This is a genomic window from Tychonema sp. LEGE 06208 (assembly GCF_015207505.1).
Classification (GTDB): Bacteria; Cyanobacteriota; Cyanobacteriia; order Cyanobacteriales; family Microcoleaceae; genus Microcoleus.
Genome location: NZ_JADEWT010000002.1, coordinates 112,167 through 127,322, shown reverse-complemented (window position 1 = coordinate 127,322; position 15,156 = coordinate 112,167). Strand labels below are relative to the sequence as shown.

The window sequence follows — 15,156 nt, the reverse complement described above, 5'->3', positions numbered from 1 at the left end:
AAGAACACTCTTGACTTCAGTCCCCGTGTCGCTTCCCTCTCAGGACTAAAGTCGCTGAGTTTCCCGCATCCGGTATTAATTTTTATGAGAACTGCTCTATGTAAATGCAAAACACAGGTTCCCTCACTGTTTCCAGAAAGGTAACTCAGGAACGTTTCGCCAATGCTAAGGTCATGGTAGACAGAGCACCTCAAGTCTGATGATAAATACGCTATGAAGTTTGTCTGCGTTCTGTCCCCTCAACAATTGCTTTCTGTTGGTATCGCATTGTTTGCTGCGATCCTCTTCGAGGGCTTCGCTAACGAGTGCGGCGTGTGGCTAGCTCCAAACGCGGCTCAAGCCAACGCTAGGGAGCACAATTACTCGCCTCTGTCGCCGAAAATCGTCGCTAGTAACGATGTTGGTTGCAACGTGGAAGCCCGATCGCCCGAAACTCGCTGTCAAGTAGGCGGTTTGTTCGTCAAAACCCAAAATACTGCGCGAGAACAAGTTTTTCCTCTCAAGCGAACCGAAGTTAAAGCCAAAATTGCCGGCAATATCTCCCGCGTCGAAGTTGTTCAGAAGTTTGAAAATCCTTTTCCCGAATCTTTAGAAGCTGTTTATGTCTTTCCTTTACCCGACGAAGCGGCGGTGGATGACATGGAAATTAAAATCGGCGATCGCATTATTAAAGGTGATATCAAACGGCGCGATGAAGCTTTGGAAATTTACCAAAAAGCTCGCCAAGAAGGCCGGACTGCGGGTTTGTTGGAACAAGAACGATCTAATATTTTTACTCAGTCTCTGGCTAATATCAAACCGGGCGAAAAAATTGAAGTTAGGATTCGCTACACCGAAAGTCTCAAGTTTGTCGGTGGCGATTACGAATTTGTGTTTCCTACGGTGGTTGGGCCGCGCTACGTTTCGCGAAATACGACCGATCCAGATCGCATTAACCCGCCTGTTTTGACTCCCGGAACGCGATCGGGTCACGATATCGCTGTGGAGGTAGAAATAGATGCCGGAGTGGCGATCGGCGATGTCCGCTCTACTTCCCATCAAATTACCACTCAGCGCAGCGCCAATATTGTTCGCGTCAAATTAGCTGACTCTGACACAATTCCCAATAAAGATTTAATTCTGCGCTATCGAGTAGCAGGCGAAAATACTCGCGCCACAGTCCTGACTCAATCCGACCAGCGGGGCGGTCATTTTGCTACTTATTTGATTCCCGCCTTAAACTACAAAACCAATGAAATTGTATCGAAAGATGTCGTGTTTTTGATGGATACTTCCGGTTCCCAGCAGGGCGAACCGCTGGCAAAATCTAAGGAGTTGATGCGTCGCTTCATTCAAGGGCTAAATCCCAAGGATACTTTTACTATTATTGATTTTGCCAACACTGCGAAAGCGCTTTCAACAACTCCTTTAGCGAATACAGAAGCTAATCGACAAATGGCAATTAAGTATATCGATGCTTTGCAGGCTAACGGCGGCACAGAACTGCTCAACGGCATTCAAACTGTGATGCAGTTTCCGGCGACAAAAACAGGAACTCTGCGGAGTATTGTACTGATTACTGACGGTTATATTGGTAATGAAAATGAAGTTCTCGCCCAGGTGCAGCAGAGTCTGAAACCGGGAAATCGACTTTATAGTTTTGGTGTGGGCAGTTCGGTGAATCGGTTTTTGCTCAACCGTTTGGCAGAAGTGGGAAGAGGTACTTCTCAAGTAGTTCGTCAAGATGAACCGTCAGCACCGGCTGCTGAAAAGTTTTTTCGCCAAATTAATAATCCGGTATTGACTAATATTCAAGTTAGTTGGGAAGGAATGGGGGAAAAACCGGAGATTTATCCGATCGCCCCGCCAGACTTATTTACCAGTCAACCGCTGGTTTTGTTTGGCAAAAAGAGCGATCGGGCTAACGGCAAACTTCGCATCCGCGGCACTCAAGCCGGCGGCAAAGTTTACGAGCAGATTTTACCTGTGAATTTTGCTCGCGAATCGGGGCGACAGCGGGAGTCAACTTCAGTCGCAGCAAGTGTTACAGACTTTGGTAATCCGGCGGTGGCTCAACTTTGGGGGCGATCGCGCATTAAAGGTTTAATGAATCAAATGTTTGGCGGCGAGACTAAATCTCTGGTGGAAGCTGTGACTAATACTGCTCTGACTTATCACTTGCTATCGGAATACACGGCTTTGGTGGCGGTGAGCGAAGAAGTGCGAGTCGATCCAGATGGATCGCGCCGTCGCGTGCAAGTGCCTGTAGAATTGCCGCAGGGTGTCAGCTATGAAGGTATTTTTGATGCCCAGAAGGACGAGCAAACTAGGGGCAGGGTTCGCAGTATGACCCCGACTCGCGCTTCTGCACCGATTGCTCCAGCTCCTGGTGTCGCGCGGCTAGCCCCTTACGCCGAACCAGCACCGCCGCCGCCGCCCGCGCCGAAGCCTTTGACTTCTCGCTTGCAAGTAGTCAGTGCCCAAGGCTTGGATGCCGCGAGTCGCGCTGCTCTGATTCAATACCTGCAATCTGTTAATCTCCCGGCGGGGGTTAGCGGCGAGACGGTGTGGGAGCTGTCTATACAAAACGGCCGCGTACAGAAAGTGGCGATAGACTCTGGAAGCTCTACCCTGAAAGCAACAGACGCTCTAGAGACTCTCAAGAAAGCCTTGATTTCCTGGCAACCGCCTGCAGGGTTCCAGGGTACGGTGCGCCTGAATTTGCGGATTAATCCCGATCGTTAAGGAATGACTATCTATGTCAAGAAACATTAACTTTTAAGTCAAAAGTACCGAAAGGGCGATCGCTACTGTGAGAACAATATAAAATCTTTATTAAGAGATAGTGTTTGAACAGAAACTGGTGTTACAGGAAGTTATCAAGTTTGAAGCAAACGCTAAAACAGTCTAATTTCTGACACAGTTCCATTTCTGAAACAACCTCCTAATTAAGATTTCTCGATCGCCCCCCCAATCAGAGAAGGTATCACGCCCTATGGAAGTTAGCGAACTGCTCAACAATTACGAAAAAGGAGAAAGAGACTTTGCTGGAGCCGATTTGCGCGGTGCGAACCTCAGCGGAGCCATCTTAATCGGAGTCAACCTTTCGGGCGCTAATCTTTCTGGGGCGAACCTCAGCAGAGCATTTCTCACCAAAGCAACGCTCAAAGGCGCACAAATGCACAGAACAAATCTGAGTTTTGCCAAAATGGGCGAAACCAAACTCTCCGGCGCAGATTTGACAAAAGCTAATTTGAGCGGAGCTTTTTTGGTAAAAGCAAAATTGCCTAGAGCCAAATTAAGCGGCGCAAATTTAAGCGGCGCAAACCTGCGGAGTGCTGTATTGTGGAATGCCAATTTGTGCAGCGCCGACTTGCAATTAGTTAACTTCCTGGGCGCGAATCTGACGGGAGCTAATTTTAAATGGGCAAACCTTTACGGTGCAAAGCTCAACAGTGCAAAACTTTTTGGAGCTCAACTAACCGGAGTCAGTCTGCGGCGAGCGCAGTTGACAGGGGTGAATCTTTGCGGTGCAGATTTGAGCGGCGTTAATGTCAGCGAAGCTAAACTGATGGGAGCTAATTTAGAAGGCTCGAATTTGGCGGGAGCAAATTTCAGTGCGGCTCAGTTGCGAGGCGTTAAATTGGCTGGTGCAAACTTAACTGGGGCTAAGTTTAAGGGAAGTTGTTTGATCGGAGCAAATCTGAATTGGACAAAGCTGTGTCAAACTGATTTGATGGCAGCAGATTTGAGCGAGGCGACTTTAATCGGAGCTAATTTAGACAGTGCTTTGTTGGCGGGAGCTATTTTGCCGGAATCTACTAGGCGCTACTTTTCCTTAGCTGGGGCGTGCAGAATCAATTCTTGGGAAGTTGCGGCAATTTAAAATAATTAGTTAGTAGTTATTGGTTATTGGTTATTGGTTATTGGTTATTGGTTATTGGTTATTAGGAATTGGGAATTGGGAATTGGGAATGTCTAAGGATCGAAAACTTAATAACTTAAACACCTCCTACAGTCCTCTCTACCGTAAGTTGCTAGATAAAAGGAGACTCTTCCTCGCCCCAGAATCATTACCAGGCTCTTCCTGGTAACGAGCAATTGCTTAAGTTATTAAATTTTTATTCCTAAGCTATGGCGGTATTTAAATTAATTGTATGTTAAAAAAAGGATCGCACAATGAGTCGGGTGTCCCGCTAGCCCTGAATATACAATGTTTATTTGCGGGACAGCTTACCCTTTTCCTGCTAGAAAATGCGATCGGGCTTTTCTATTCAAATTAATTATTTAATCTCAAAACTTAAATCGTTATGACAGTTAATTTCGGAGTGGTACTGGTAACAGCAGGCTCGGAAGCCGAGGCCGAGAATATCGCTAAATCTCTAGTCGAAAACAAGCTGGCTGCTTGTGTGAGTTTGTCGCCGATTCGCTCTGTTTATACTTGGCAAGGCGAGATTCATTCCGAGGCGGAGTGGCAGTTGGTGATTAAAACTGATTTGGCTAAATTTGAGGCTTTAAAAACAAAAATACAGGAACTCCATTCCTATGAAGTTCCCGAAATTATTGCTATTCCGATTGTCGCTGGCAGCGAGGCTTATCTCCATTGGCTGGGACAATCTTTAAGTTTGGAGTCAGAACTTTAGTCGTAAATTCTCCCAAAAATAGGGAATCAAGTCCCTGCTACAAACGGTTGGAAACCTACAAATTTTGACTGGTAGGGCCGATGACACCGACTTTGTGACGAAAACTTAGTTCGCCGCCGAACCAGCCTGTAACGCCCAGCAAGGAAGCAACGACGACTGACAAGGCTAAACCTGTAAAGACGATCGGCTCAGCGGGATTTCCCTGTCGCAACAGCAGGTTAATCAGGGAAAGTACGAGAGCGGCCACATTGCCGCCCATGTGCAACCAACCGGCACTGCGATCGCGCACTCTTTTAATTCTCGTAAAATCTAAAAAGCCCGTGATTCCCGCCAAAATCCCCGCACCAAAACCGCAACCGATCAGCCAAACCGAAGCTCTCGCCCAAAATGGATCGCTTGTCAGCCAATAACCGATATCCGTGCCGGCGGCTCCGACTAAAAAGGCGATCGGAAACACAATCAGCACTGGGTGGAGGGGATGGCCCGCAACTGAAACTGTACTGGTAATCCCGGCATCGCGATACTCTGCGTCATCACTTTCGAGAATCGGCGGAATATTAGGATAAGGTGTACTATTTGTTTGATTTGTTTCCATGATTTTTACAGATAACTTTTGTACGACAAACCCGTTTTTATGGGATTAAAGTTAATCCATAATCCGATCGCCATTTTCGTCAACGCGGATCTGCCGAACTACGTCAGAAATTTCTTCCGCATCTTTGACGTGGTGCAGGGCTTTCTTTTCCCCGTCTGGTTCTTCTACAATGAAATAAGTTGGAACTGTAACTGTGTCTCCCGTGATGTCTGGCACGTTATCTACCGCCAGTTGCTTGGCTTTTTCTTCGATGGTTTGCGGTTTGTCGGAAATGCGATCGCCCGGATTGGCAGTGCGTTCCATATCTCTGCCCGGTTTGTCGATACTCATAAAACCTCTGTAGTATTTCTAAATTTTTTGCTGGCTGTAATTCCTAATATTGAACAAAAAATATCCCTCCGCAAACATCTCCCAAGGGGTGTAAATTGCAGTTATGCCGATCGCGCGCAGCATCTTCCTCTAGGTAGAGACTTTTGAGCTGGTTCCCAAACTACCTAAGCTAAAATCAAAGTATTATATTAATTCCGGTTGCATCGGAATGATGTTAACTGTTGACTGTTGACTGTTGACTGTTAACTGTTAACTGTCAACAGTGAATTTACTATTCCGATAAAGAGAGGATTTGATATTATTTGTTCTTTTCCTTTAAATTGCTAATGAAAAGTTACGATTGGATTGTTGTCGGCGGCGGAATTACGGGCGCAGCAGTGAGTTACGAACTCAGAAAAAAAGGTTTTTCGGTGCTGCTTTTAGAACGAGATACTGCGATGCAAAATGCTACTCGTTTTAGTTACGGCGGCTTGGCTTATTGGTCGGGGACGACTGATTTAACTCGCCAATTATGTCAGGAAGGTATCGAACGCCACCGCAATTTATCGGCCCAATTAGATGCTGATACGGAGTTTCGCGAGTTGGATTTGTTGCTGACAATTGATGCGGGAAGCGATGCCGAACAAGTAGCGGCTAATTACGCCCATTTTGCAATTCCTCCGCAGCTTTTGAGCGCTGCAGAAGCTGGTGAGTTGGAACCTTTGCTGAATAAAAGTGCGATCGCCGGAGCTCTGACTGTGCGTCACGGTCACATTTCCCCCACAGCCACAAATCAAGCTTATTGTCAAGGGTTTTTGCGGTTGGGAGGAACTATAGAATTTGCTGAAGTAACTGGGTTGATTGCAGAAGGAAATCGGATTTCGGGAGTCAAAACGGTACGCGAAAATTATGCTTGCGAAAATGCAGTGATTTGTGCGGGAGGTTGGAGTCGAAGTTTGCTGAAGGCTGCAGGTATTTCGGCAGGAGTTTATTTTACTCGCGCTGAGATTTTGGAGACTCCACCTGTGGATTTGCAACTCAGGACTTTGGTGATGCCTGCGCTATTAAAACGTTTTGAATTGGAAGCTGAATCGAGTAAAATTGAGGTAGATTTTCTTTGGGATGAACCGGATAAAGAGTTGCACCCGCCGATTTTAGATGCTGGTGCAATTCGGTTTAATGATGGCAGTTTGCGGATTGGGCAATTGTCGCGCACTTTGAGCGATTTGAATACTAAAGTCGATCGCCAAACTAGCGAAAAGGCAATTCGTGCCGGTATCGGCAAGGTTTTGCCAGATGTGGCAAATTTACCTGCAACTTGGCACGATTGTATTGTAGCCTTTAGCGCCGATAATTTGCCTGTAGTGGGGCCGATTGGCGATCGCCCTGGATTGCAGGTTTTTTCGGGTTTGAGCAATCCTTTGGCTATTGTACCCGCTTTAGCTGAGCGATTTGCAAATTGGGCGGCGGGAGAAAAAGATTGGGCGATGGCTTACGCCCCGCTACGCTACGAGCTTTTGTCTCCAGATAGATTTGTTAAAAAATGACTAATCTTAACTGTTAGTGGGTAGGGCCGGTTGATGTATATTATTAGTTGGAATTATAGATATAGCCTTTCTGTGCTCTGGTATGAGGTATTATCCGGGATAGGGGATAGGGCATAGGCCAAACCGGGCATAGGGCATAGGCCAAACCGGGCATAGGCCAAACCGGGCATACCTCACCACGCGATCGAACCGCTATAGTTGGTTAACCCGCCCCTTTCCGCTAATAACTAACAACCAATAACTAATAACCAATAACCAATAACCAATAACCAATAACCAATAACCAATAACCACTAACTAATAACTAATAACCAATAACCAATAACCAATAACCAATAACCAATAACCAATAACCACTAACTAATAACCAATAACCAATAACCACTAACTAATAACTAATGACCAAGAAAAGGAAGCGCGACAATAAATGTAGTACCTTTATCAATAGCACTTTCCACACTTATTGTACCGCCGTGCAGGTCAACTATGTGTTTGACAATGCAGAGTCCCAAACCAGAGCCTTTAATTTTACCTACATTCTCGCCCCGCTCAAACTGCTGAAATAGTTTTCCTTCATATTCCGCTGTCATCCCAATTCCTTCATCTCGAACGCAAAATATTATTTGCTGGTTTTCGCAGATTAATTCTAAACTAATATTGCCGCCTTCGGGAGAATATTTAATAGCATTTGAAAGCAAATTAGTCAAGAGGTGGTGCAGCAATTTTGCATCGAGATTAGCGTGCAGCGGTTCTGTTTTAGCAGCGAAAGTTAGGAGGTGTTTGTCCGTGAGGATCGGTTGCAGTTCTTCTAAAATAGAGGCACAGAAATCAGTCACATTTAACTCATTTAAACTCAATGAAAGTTTGCCTGATTCTGCTTTGCTGAGCATTAAAATATCCTCCAGCAATCCACTCATATTGCTGACTGCTTTTTTAATGCGGTCGATATTTTTATTTGTCGTTCCTGGCAAGCTCATGAAATTGCAATCTTCCAGCATTTCAGCCGATAGCTGTATGGTAGTTAAAGGAGTGTTTAAATCGTGGTATGCCATTGAAACAAATCGCGATCTGTTGTCGCTTTTTGCGGCGGCTAGTGCCAGAAGTGTTTGCATATTAACTGCTTCTTGATGTTTGCTCAGCGCTATCTTGATTGTGGCGTGCAGTTCTCTTTCTTTAAACGGTTTGAGCAGGTAGCCGTAAGAACCACTATTTTCGGCTCGCTGCAAAGTTTCGTCGTCTGCGTAGGCAGTTGTATAGATAATTGGGATATCTAGTTTTTGATTAATTATTGCTGCTGTTTCTATGCCGTCAATTTCGCCTTTGATGACTATATCCATTAAAATTAAATCTGGTTTTATTTCGCCCGCACGCTGGATAGCGTCGGCTCCACAAGAAACGATATCGGCGATTTTATATCCCAACTTCTCTAATTTTACAGATAAATTTTTAGCGATTAATAATTCGTCTTCGACTATCAAAATATTAATTGCTTGAAATTGAAAATCCATAAATCTAAAACCTTTGAACGTAATTTAATTCGTTAAATTTCAAGTGAAATGCTGTGCCCGTTTGTCTTGATAGTTCGATGGTTCCTTCTAACTGTTCGGTTAAAGTGCAAACAACTTGAAAGCCCATCGAGTTAGTTTTCCGAAAATCTAAATTTTGAGGAAAGCCCGTACCGTTGTCCTTGACGAAAAGGTGAATTTGCCGATCGCCCGTTTGATAGCATTCTACACTAACTGTACCGCTAGCACCATCAGGAAAAGCGTGTTTCAGGGTATTTGAAACCAATTCATTGGCAATTAAGCCGCAAGGAGTAGCAGTCTCTAGATTGAGGGAAATTGGTTCAGCTATTACCTGCAACAGAATGCGGTTGTCGCTAATATTGTAAGAGTGAAACAAGTTAGTTACCAAATCTTCGAGATATTCGCCAAAATTAATTTGCGCCAGGTTAGTCGATCTGTACAGTTTCTCGTGAATCAGAGCCATAGAGTACAGGCGGTTCTGACTTTCTTCAAACATTTGGGCTAATTGGGGATCGGAAACTGTGTTAGATTGCAATTCTAACAAACTAGCAACGACGCAGAGGTTATTTTTGACGCGGTGGTGAATTTCTTTGAGCAAAATCTCTTTCTCTTTGAGGGAGTTTTTCAAATTTACTTCCGCTTGGAAGCGCTCGCTCAGTTCAGCTTGCAGTTGCTGGTAGAGTAGAGATTGGTGAATGGCGATCGCCAATTGATTAACCAACTGCTGAAATAAATTGATTTCCGATTCTTGCCAATCCCTGGGCCCATCGCACTGGTGTGCAATCAGCAATCCCCAAAGCTGGCCCTGCTGAATAATCGGCACTACCAACTTTGCCCTCACTTCAATTTGTTTCATAAACTCGACCATACAAGGTGTAATAGAGGTCTCATTTATATCGGAAATCGCACGAATTCGCCCTTGCAAATAAAGCTGATAGCTTTCGGCAGGAAAAACCTCTTCGCCCAAAAAATTCCCTACCAGCGGGCTGCATCTTTCTGCCACGGCTTCAGCAACGACCAAACCGCCACTTTTAGGTAAAATTTGATAAACCAAAACTCGATCGGCTAACAATATTTGCTGGAGTTCGGCAACCGTGGTGTTGAGAATTTCCTCTAATTGCAAAGACTGGCGGACGCGACGGGCGATCGCCTCCACCAGCCGTTCTTGCTCAAACTGCTGCCCCCTGGCAATTTCAGCGTATTTAGAATTGCTGATATCGGCAATGTAACCAATAATTTCGATCGGTTTTCCTCTGCTATCTACCAATAGTTTTAGTTCCGTCCGCAGCCAGCGGTAAAATCCGTCTCTGTGCCGAAAGCGGTACTCGAAAATAGAATTTTTACCATCGGATAAATTAGAAAACTTTTCTATAAATTCCGGTCGATCTTCAGGGTGAATGCGATTCAACCAAAAGTGAGAATCTGTTAACAGTTTGTGAGAGTCGTAGCCAACTATCGTCCTCACGTTGTCGCTAATATAAGTAGTACGAAAATTCCCTCTCGGCTCCACAGTAAAAATTACCGCCGGATTGAAGGCTAGCAAAAATTGTAGCCGTTCTTTTAACTGTTGCAATTCTATTTCTGCTCGCTTGCGATCGCTGATATCTTCGATCGCCGCCATGCTGTAGAGAGGAAGACCCTCGCCGTCGCGGATCAGCGTCACCGTCAAGTTAGCCCACATCAGTTCGCCATTCTTCTTAATCAAGCGTTTTTCCATCCCGAAGCGAGAAATATTGCCCTCGATTAACTGCTTGATTTGCTCTAAATCTGCTTCTAAATCTTCTGGGTAGGTGATATCAGCTAAACTCATTGTCGCCAACTCCGCATCAGTGTAACCCAACATCTGCCGATGAGCTGCATTCACTTCGCTCAAGCGGTAGTCGCGCACGGTTGCCAAACAGATCGCAATTGGAGCATCATCAAACAAATTGCGAAACTTTTCCTCACTTTTTTGCAGTGCAGCTTCTGCGTTTTTGCGAGCGGTAATGTCTCGCGCTACCCACATCACTCGATCGACCCCCAGCGGCGAAATACGGCCATCAAACCAGATTAACTTGCCCTCAATTTCCATGCTGTATTCAACTCTATGGATTTTCCCAGATGCCAAGGTTTGGTGAATGTAGTTGAGGGCAAAATGAGCTTCCGCTTCCGGGAAGATTTCCGCGATGGTTTTGCCCAGCATTTCAGGAGCCGGTTTATACAGCAGTTGGGGAGCCGTGGGAGCCACTTTGAGGTAGCGGCCCATGCCATCGAAAACCATCACGATATCCGTCATCGCATTAAACAGCGCCAGCAGTTGAGCTTCGGAGTTTTGCAGTTTTTCTGCAGTCAATTTAGCTGTTAATACGGCTTGTTCGTAGCGTTCAGTGCGCTGCTGAACTCTCACTTCTAACTCTGCATTGAGTTGCTGCAAAGCGATTTCTGCTTGTTTGTGAGCCGTAACATCCCGCCCTGCAGCTTGATACTCGACAATTTGTCCGCTCTCATCGAATATAGCCCGATCGCTCCACTGCTGAGTGCGAATTTCTCCCTTCGGCAAAATTACCCGGTGTTCGCAAGTAAAAACAGGCTTTTCGGGAGACACTAAATTATATTGCTCCACAATAGATTCTCGGTCTTGTTCTAAAATTAATGGCAGAAAGCTATTACCAAGTAAGTCTTCTGGTTTCATGCCAAAATAGCGGCAATAAGCTTGATTGACAAATGTGATTGTGCCGTCGGGGAGGTAGCGGCAAATCAGTTCGGTTTGGTCTTCCACAATCGCCCTGTAGCGGGATTCGCTGTGGCGCAGGGCTGTTTCGGCATTTTGGCGATCGCTGACTTCTTTGGAGATTTCTGCATGGTTTTCTAAGAGTTCAGACTGTTTTTGCTGAAGTTTTACAACTTCTTGCTGCCCAATTTTGACTAGGTTGTAAATTTCTGGGCGAATCCTTTTTTCGGTGAGTAAACCTACGGGCTGACCTTGTTCGTCCACAATTGGCAAACAATCGATAGAATGTTGACAAAATAGCTTAAATATGCTAAAGATATCGGTAAGTTTTGATTCTTTTAAAACAATTAAATTTCGGGTCATCACATCGGCAACTTGCATTGTTTGCCATCCAGATTCGGAGGCGACTAAGTTCAGCACATCTCGGGGGCTTAGCAGTCCGACTACCTGATTTTCATCGACAACTAAGACGCAACTAATCGATGCTTTTACCGTTTCGTTTGAGTCGGGAAGTGCAGGTGAATTAGGCAGCGGGTAAGGGTTTCTCGCCCGACGCATCAGGGCGATCGCCTCTGGGAGCAAAGTTGAGGGCGCAACCGTCACTGGCGGGCGATCGACAAATTCTAAGGGCGATCGTAAATTTGTCAACAAATTCGTAAATTCCATCAGTCTAGACCTACAAAGTATTGTTAACTAACTTTAGCAACACTTTTGGTCATCAGCCAAATGACTAATGACTAATCATATCAAATCCTCTCTTCATCGGAATAGTAAATTCAGGCGTTGACTGTTGACTGTTAACTGTTGACTGTTGACTGTTAACTGTTAACTGTTAACTGTTGACTGTTAACTGTTAACATCATTCCGATGCAACCGGAAACGATATGACCGATGACTAATGACTAATGACTACTGACTAATGACTACTGACTAATGACTACTGACTACTGACTACTGACTAATGACTACTGACTAATGACTACTGACTACTGACTAATTTTTTTTTCCTAACGAGCAGATAAGTTTTCATTCCCCCTTTTCCTTTAACTTGAATAATTCCCCGTTCCTGAAATAAATATTGGTGTTCCAATAACTTATAAGTAGTTTCGCTGACTTGAATCCGCCAAGATATACCGTGAGACTCCATTCGGGAAGCAATATTTACCGTGTCGCCCCACAAATCATAAATAAACTTTTTGATGCCAATAACTCCGGCCACAACCGGGCCGCTGTGGATACCGATGCGGATGCTAAAAAATTTGTGATTCTTCTGATGAAACCGAGCCATTTCTGTTTGCATATCTAGAGCCAGTTTGGCGATCGCCTCAGCGTGATCTGCCCTGGGATTCGGCAGCCCTCCCACCACCATATATGCGTCGCCAATTGTCTTGATTTTTTCTAAGCCGTGCTGTTCGCACAACAAATCGAATCTTGAAAAAACTTTATTGAGGAGTTCCACCAGAGCGATCGGATTCATCGTGCTAGACAAAGCTGTAAACCCCACAATATCTGCAAACAAAACAGTCACTTCAGGAAAATATTCAGCAATAGTAGTTTCGTTTTGTTTGAGGCGTTCTGCTATTGCCTTCGGCAAAATATTTAACAGCAACTTTTCTGATTTTGCTTGTTCTTCCCGCAGGGCATCTTCCGCTTGCTTGCGTTCCGTAATATCGTGGTAACTCCAGACTCTGCCGATAATTTTATCTCCCAGCCGCTGCGGTTCCGAATAGCGTTCAAAAAATCTGCCATCTTGAAATTCCAACAAATCGAAACTTTCGGCTTCTGGCTGATCGTAAAGCGATTCTATTCTGTCTTGGAATCCTTGGGGATCTTTGAGTTGGTTCAGCACAAAAGCGATCGTTGTAGCATCGTCTCGCAGCGCCATCACTTCATTAGGTATCCCCCACATTTCCACAAATTCCCGATTGAAACTGACTATTTTTCCGTTCCTGTCAATAGCTAAAATACCGTCAGCCGTAGAATCAAAGGTTGCTTGCAGCAAAGACACCGATTGTGCCAGGGCATCTTCTGCCATTTTTCGAGCAGTAATATCTCGCAAAATAGCGCGAATCGCTACTAGCGAACCTTCCGAAAATTTACAGCTTATGCTACCTTCCAGCAAAATTAATTCAGAAGATTTCGTGATAAATATTACTTCGATAGAATCGGGATAAAATGTATCTTCATTAAAGTCATTTTTACTGATAGCTTGATATAATATATCCAGAGACTCAGGGGAACTATTGGGATGAATAATATCAAAAACACTCATTTCAGCAATTTCTGCTTCGCTGTAGCCCAGAGTTTCCCGCCAAGCCCGATTTACATACAAAAAATGACCGTCAGCTCCAATACTTTGAATTAAATCAGTAGCATTTTCAAATAAATCTCGCAGTTGTTCTTCGCTGTCCCGCAAGGCTATTTCAGCTTGTTTCCGCTTGATAAATTGACCGAGTTGACTGCCGATTGCCCCCATTATTTGGAGCAAATCTTCATCAAAACTCCGCACTTCACAGCTAAAAAAAGTCATCACTCCCAACACAGACTTTTCCGAAGTTTCCTGCTCGTAATCCCCCCAAATAGGGAAGGCAAAAGCTCCGTGCAGTCCTTCAATTGCAGCGATTTCTCGGCGCAAAAAAATATCACTTTTTGTGACATCTGCAATCCACTGAGGGGAACCGCTAGCCCAAACGATACCGGGCAATCCTTCCCCCAACTCACAGGTCATTTGTTCGCCAAATTCGGCAAATTTAGGGATAGAAACCGATCGTTTTCTCCAACTGACCAGGCAGCGCAGCAAATTGGGGTCGGAAACCGCAGTTATTCTCTTACTTCCTGACAGCAGTTTTTCGCCCGCTTCCGGCATCCAAAGTTCGGCGGTATCCCATCCCAAACTATCACAAATTACCGGAAGAATTGCTGTTAGAGCTTTTTTGATTGTTTCGGATGTAGACAGGATACGAGTGGTGACGTACTGAGCTAGTTTTCGCTTGCGGGCTCGCTCTCTATCTGTAACGTCGCGGCCGATGTACACGAAATCTTGGAGGGCGCCCCTTGTTTGAGAAATTCCTTGAATTTCACTCGGAATTGCCGTACAGGAAAAAGCAACTGTGAACTTTTCTCCGGTTTTTGCCGTGCAAACTACTTCGACATTGGTTGGAGATGATTGAGACTGCTGTTGGCTGACTGCTTGCAAAGATTCACCATCAGCAGCAAGAGCGTTTATTTGCTGTCCTACTAATTCTGATTCGCTGTAACCGAATAAATCTTGAGTCGCTTGATTGATTTTTTTGATTTTTCCCGATGCAGTTGTCACCAACAAAACTTCAGCAATTGAAGTAATAATTTTTTCAACATAATTATTAGTAGCGGCTAAGGTACTCAATAAAATATTCATTTCATTGGTAGCTTGGACTAGAGTTTGTTCTAAACCCATCCTGTCGGTTACGTCTTCAAAAAATATAATTAATCTCTGATAATTATCGTCATTGCTGAATTCGACGATATACATATCAAAATAAAGCCGCGAGCCATTTTCTAGTACCCGAGTTATCGCTTTAAATTCAAAGTTTGGCAACCGCCCTTCAAAAATATCGATTAAAATTTCTTCAGTTCCCACCAATTCAGGAAAAGGAAGCCGCACATCGTTGCCGGCCGTTACTTCTTCGGGAAAGTCCGCGAAGCGCTGCACTTGGAAAGATGTCTCTTGGATTAAAAAGTCTTTATCCAGTGCTAGGTACTCCAGGTGGTGGGGAACCAACAGCTTTTTTAACAGGGTGTTCATGTTGGATTCTTAGTAGTGAATGCGCCCTCTGTTCCTGATAGTCATTAGTCATTAGTCATTAGT

Annotated in this window: 9 protein-coding genes; 4 read left to right on the top strand and 5 right to left on the bottom strand. The window is 44.7% G+C overall.

Annotated elements, in window-relative coordinates:
• Positions 1 to 213: 213 nt before the first annotated feature.
• The 3 genes from IQ263_RS01275 to cutA all read left to right on the top strand — a co-directional run bounded on the left by IQ263_RS01275 (position 214) and on the right by cutA (position 4,622).
• The gene (locus IQ263_RS01275; RefSeq protein WP_194065797.1) at positions 214 to 2,724 is read left to right on the top strand and encodes a VIT domain-containing protein; all 2,511 of its coding nucleotides are present in this window, start codon (positions 214 to 216) and stop codon (positions 2,722 to 2,724) included.
• A 250-nt stretch (positions 2,725 to 2,974) separates the two neighbouring features.
• A complete protein-coding gene (locus IQ263_RS01270; RefSeq protein ID WP_194065796.1) occupies positions 2,975 to 3,865 on the top strand; it encodes a pentapeptide repeat-containing protein in 891 nt (296 codons plus the stop codon).
• A gap of 424 nt (positions 3,866 to 4,289) precedes the next feature.
• Complete coding sequence (gene cutA, locus IQ263_RS01265) at positions 4,290 to 4,622, top strand: divalent-cation tolerance protein CutA (protein WP_194065795.1); 333 nt, start codon at positions 4,290 to 4,292, stop codon at positions 4,620 to 4,622.
• A 55-nt stretch (positions 4,623 to 4,677) separates the two neighbouring features.
• Here cutA and IQ263_RS01260 read toward each other — a convergent pair whose 3' ends face one another.
• Together IQ263_RS01260 and IQ263_RS01255 are read right to left on the bottom strand one after the other, a co-directional pair.
• On the bottom strand, positions 4,678 to 5,217 hold the full coding sequence (locus tag IQ263_RS01260; RefSeq protein WP_194065794.1) for a DUF2231 domain-containing protein: 540 nt from the start codon (positions 5,215 to 5,217) through the stop codon (positions 4,678 to 4,680).
• A gap of 51 nt (positions 5,218 to 5,268) precedes the next feature.
• On the bottom strand, positions 5,269 to 5,547 hold the full coding sequence (locus IQ263_RS01255) for a hypothetical protein (protein WP_194065793.1): 279 nt from the start codon (positions 5,545 to 5,547) through the stop codon (positions 5,269 to 5,271).
• A gap of 326 nt (positions 5,548 to 5,873) precedes the next feature.
• Here IQ263_RS01255 and IQ263_RS01250 point away from each other — a divergent pair, with 326 nt between their 5' ends.
• On the top strand, positions 5,874 to 7,073 hold the full coding sequence (locus tag IQ263_RS01250) for an NAD(P)/FAD-dependent oxidoreductase (protein ID WP_194065792.1): 1,200 nt from the start codon (positions 5,874 to 5,876) through the stop codon (positions 7,071 to 7,073).
• A 395-nt stretch (positions 7,074 to 7,468) separates the two neighbouring features.
• On the opposite strand, the gene IQ263_RS01245 is transcribed toward IQ263_RS01250, so the two are convergent.
• The 3 genes from IQ263_RS01245 to IQ263_RS01235 form a co-directional block, all read right to left on the bottom strand.
• Positions 7,469 to 8,581, bottom strand: a complete 1,113-nt coding sequence (locus IQ263_RS01245) for a hybrid sensor histidine kinase/response regulator (protein ID WP_194065791.1) — start codon at positions 8,579 to 8,581, stop codon at positions 7,469 to 7,471.
• Between the two features lie 4 nt (positions 8,582 to 8,585).
• Positions 8,586 to 11,975: a PAS domain S-box protein gene (locus tag IQ263_RS01240; RefSeq protein WP_194065790.1), complete on the bottom strand. Its 3,390-nt coding sequence runs from the start codon at positions 11,973 to 11,975 to the stop codon at positions 8,586 to 8,588.
• Between the two features lie 313 nt (positions 11,976 to 12,288).
• Positions 12,289 to 15,093, bottom strand: a complete 2,805-nt coding sequence (locus tag IQ263_RS01235) for an adenylate/guanylate cyclase domain-containing protein (RefSeq protein WP_194065789.1) — start codon at positions 15,091 to 15,093, stop codon at positions 12,289 to 12,291.
• Positions 15,094 to 15,156 lie beyond the last annotated feature (63 nt).

Coding starts and splice junctions, on each gene's coding strand:
- IQ263_RS01275 (WP_194065797.1), top strand. CDS start 214: ATGAAGTTTGTCTGCGTTCTGTCCCCTCAACAATTGCTTTCTGTTGGT.
- IQ263_RS01270 (WP_194065796.1), top strand. CDS start 2,975: ATGGAAGTTAGCGAACTGCTCAACAATTACGAAAAAGGAGAAAGAGAC.
- cutA (WP_194065795.1), top strand. CDS start 4,290: ATGACAGTTAATTTCGGAGTGGTACTGGTAACAGCAGGCTCGGAAGCC.
- IQ263_RS01260 (WP_194065794.1), bottom strand. CDS start 5,217: ATGGAAACAAATCAAACAAATAGTACACCTTATCCTAATATTCCGCCG.
- IQ263_RS01255 (WP_194065793.1), bottom strand. CDS start 5,547: ATGAGTATCGACAAACCGGGCAGAGATATGGAACGCACTGCCAATCCG.
- IQ263_RS01250 (WP_194065792.1), top strand. CDS start 5,874: ATGAAAAGTTACGATTGGATTGTTGTCGGCGGCGGAATTACGGGCGCA.
- IQ263_RS01245 (WP_194065791.1), bottom strand. CDS start 8,581: ATGGATTTTCAATTTCAAGCAATTAATATTTTGATAGTCGAAGACGAA.
- IQ263_RS01240 (WP_194065790.1), bottom strand. CDS start 11,975: ATGGAATTTACGAATTTGTTGACAAATTTACGATCGCCCTTAGAATTT.
- IQ263_RS01235 (WP_194065789.1), bottom strand. CDS start 15,093: ATGAACACCCTGTTAAAAAAGCTGTTGGTTCCCCACCACCTGGAGTAC.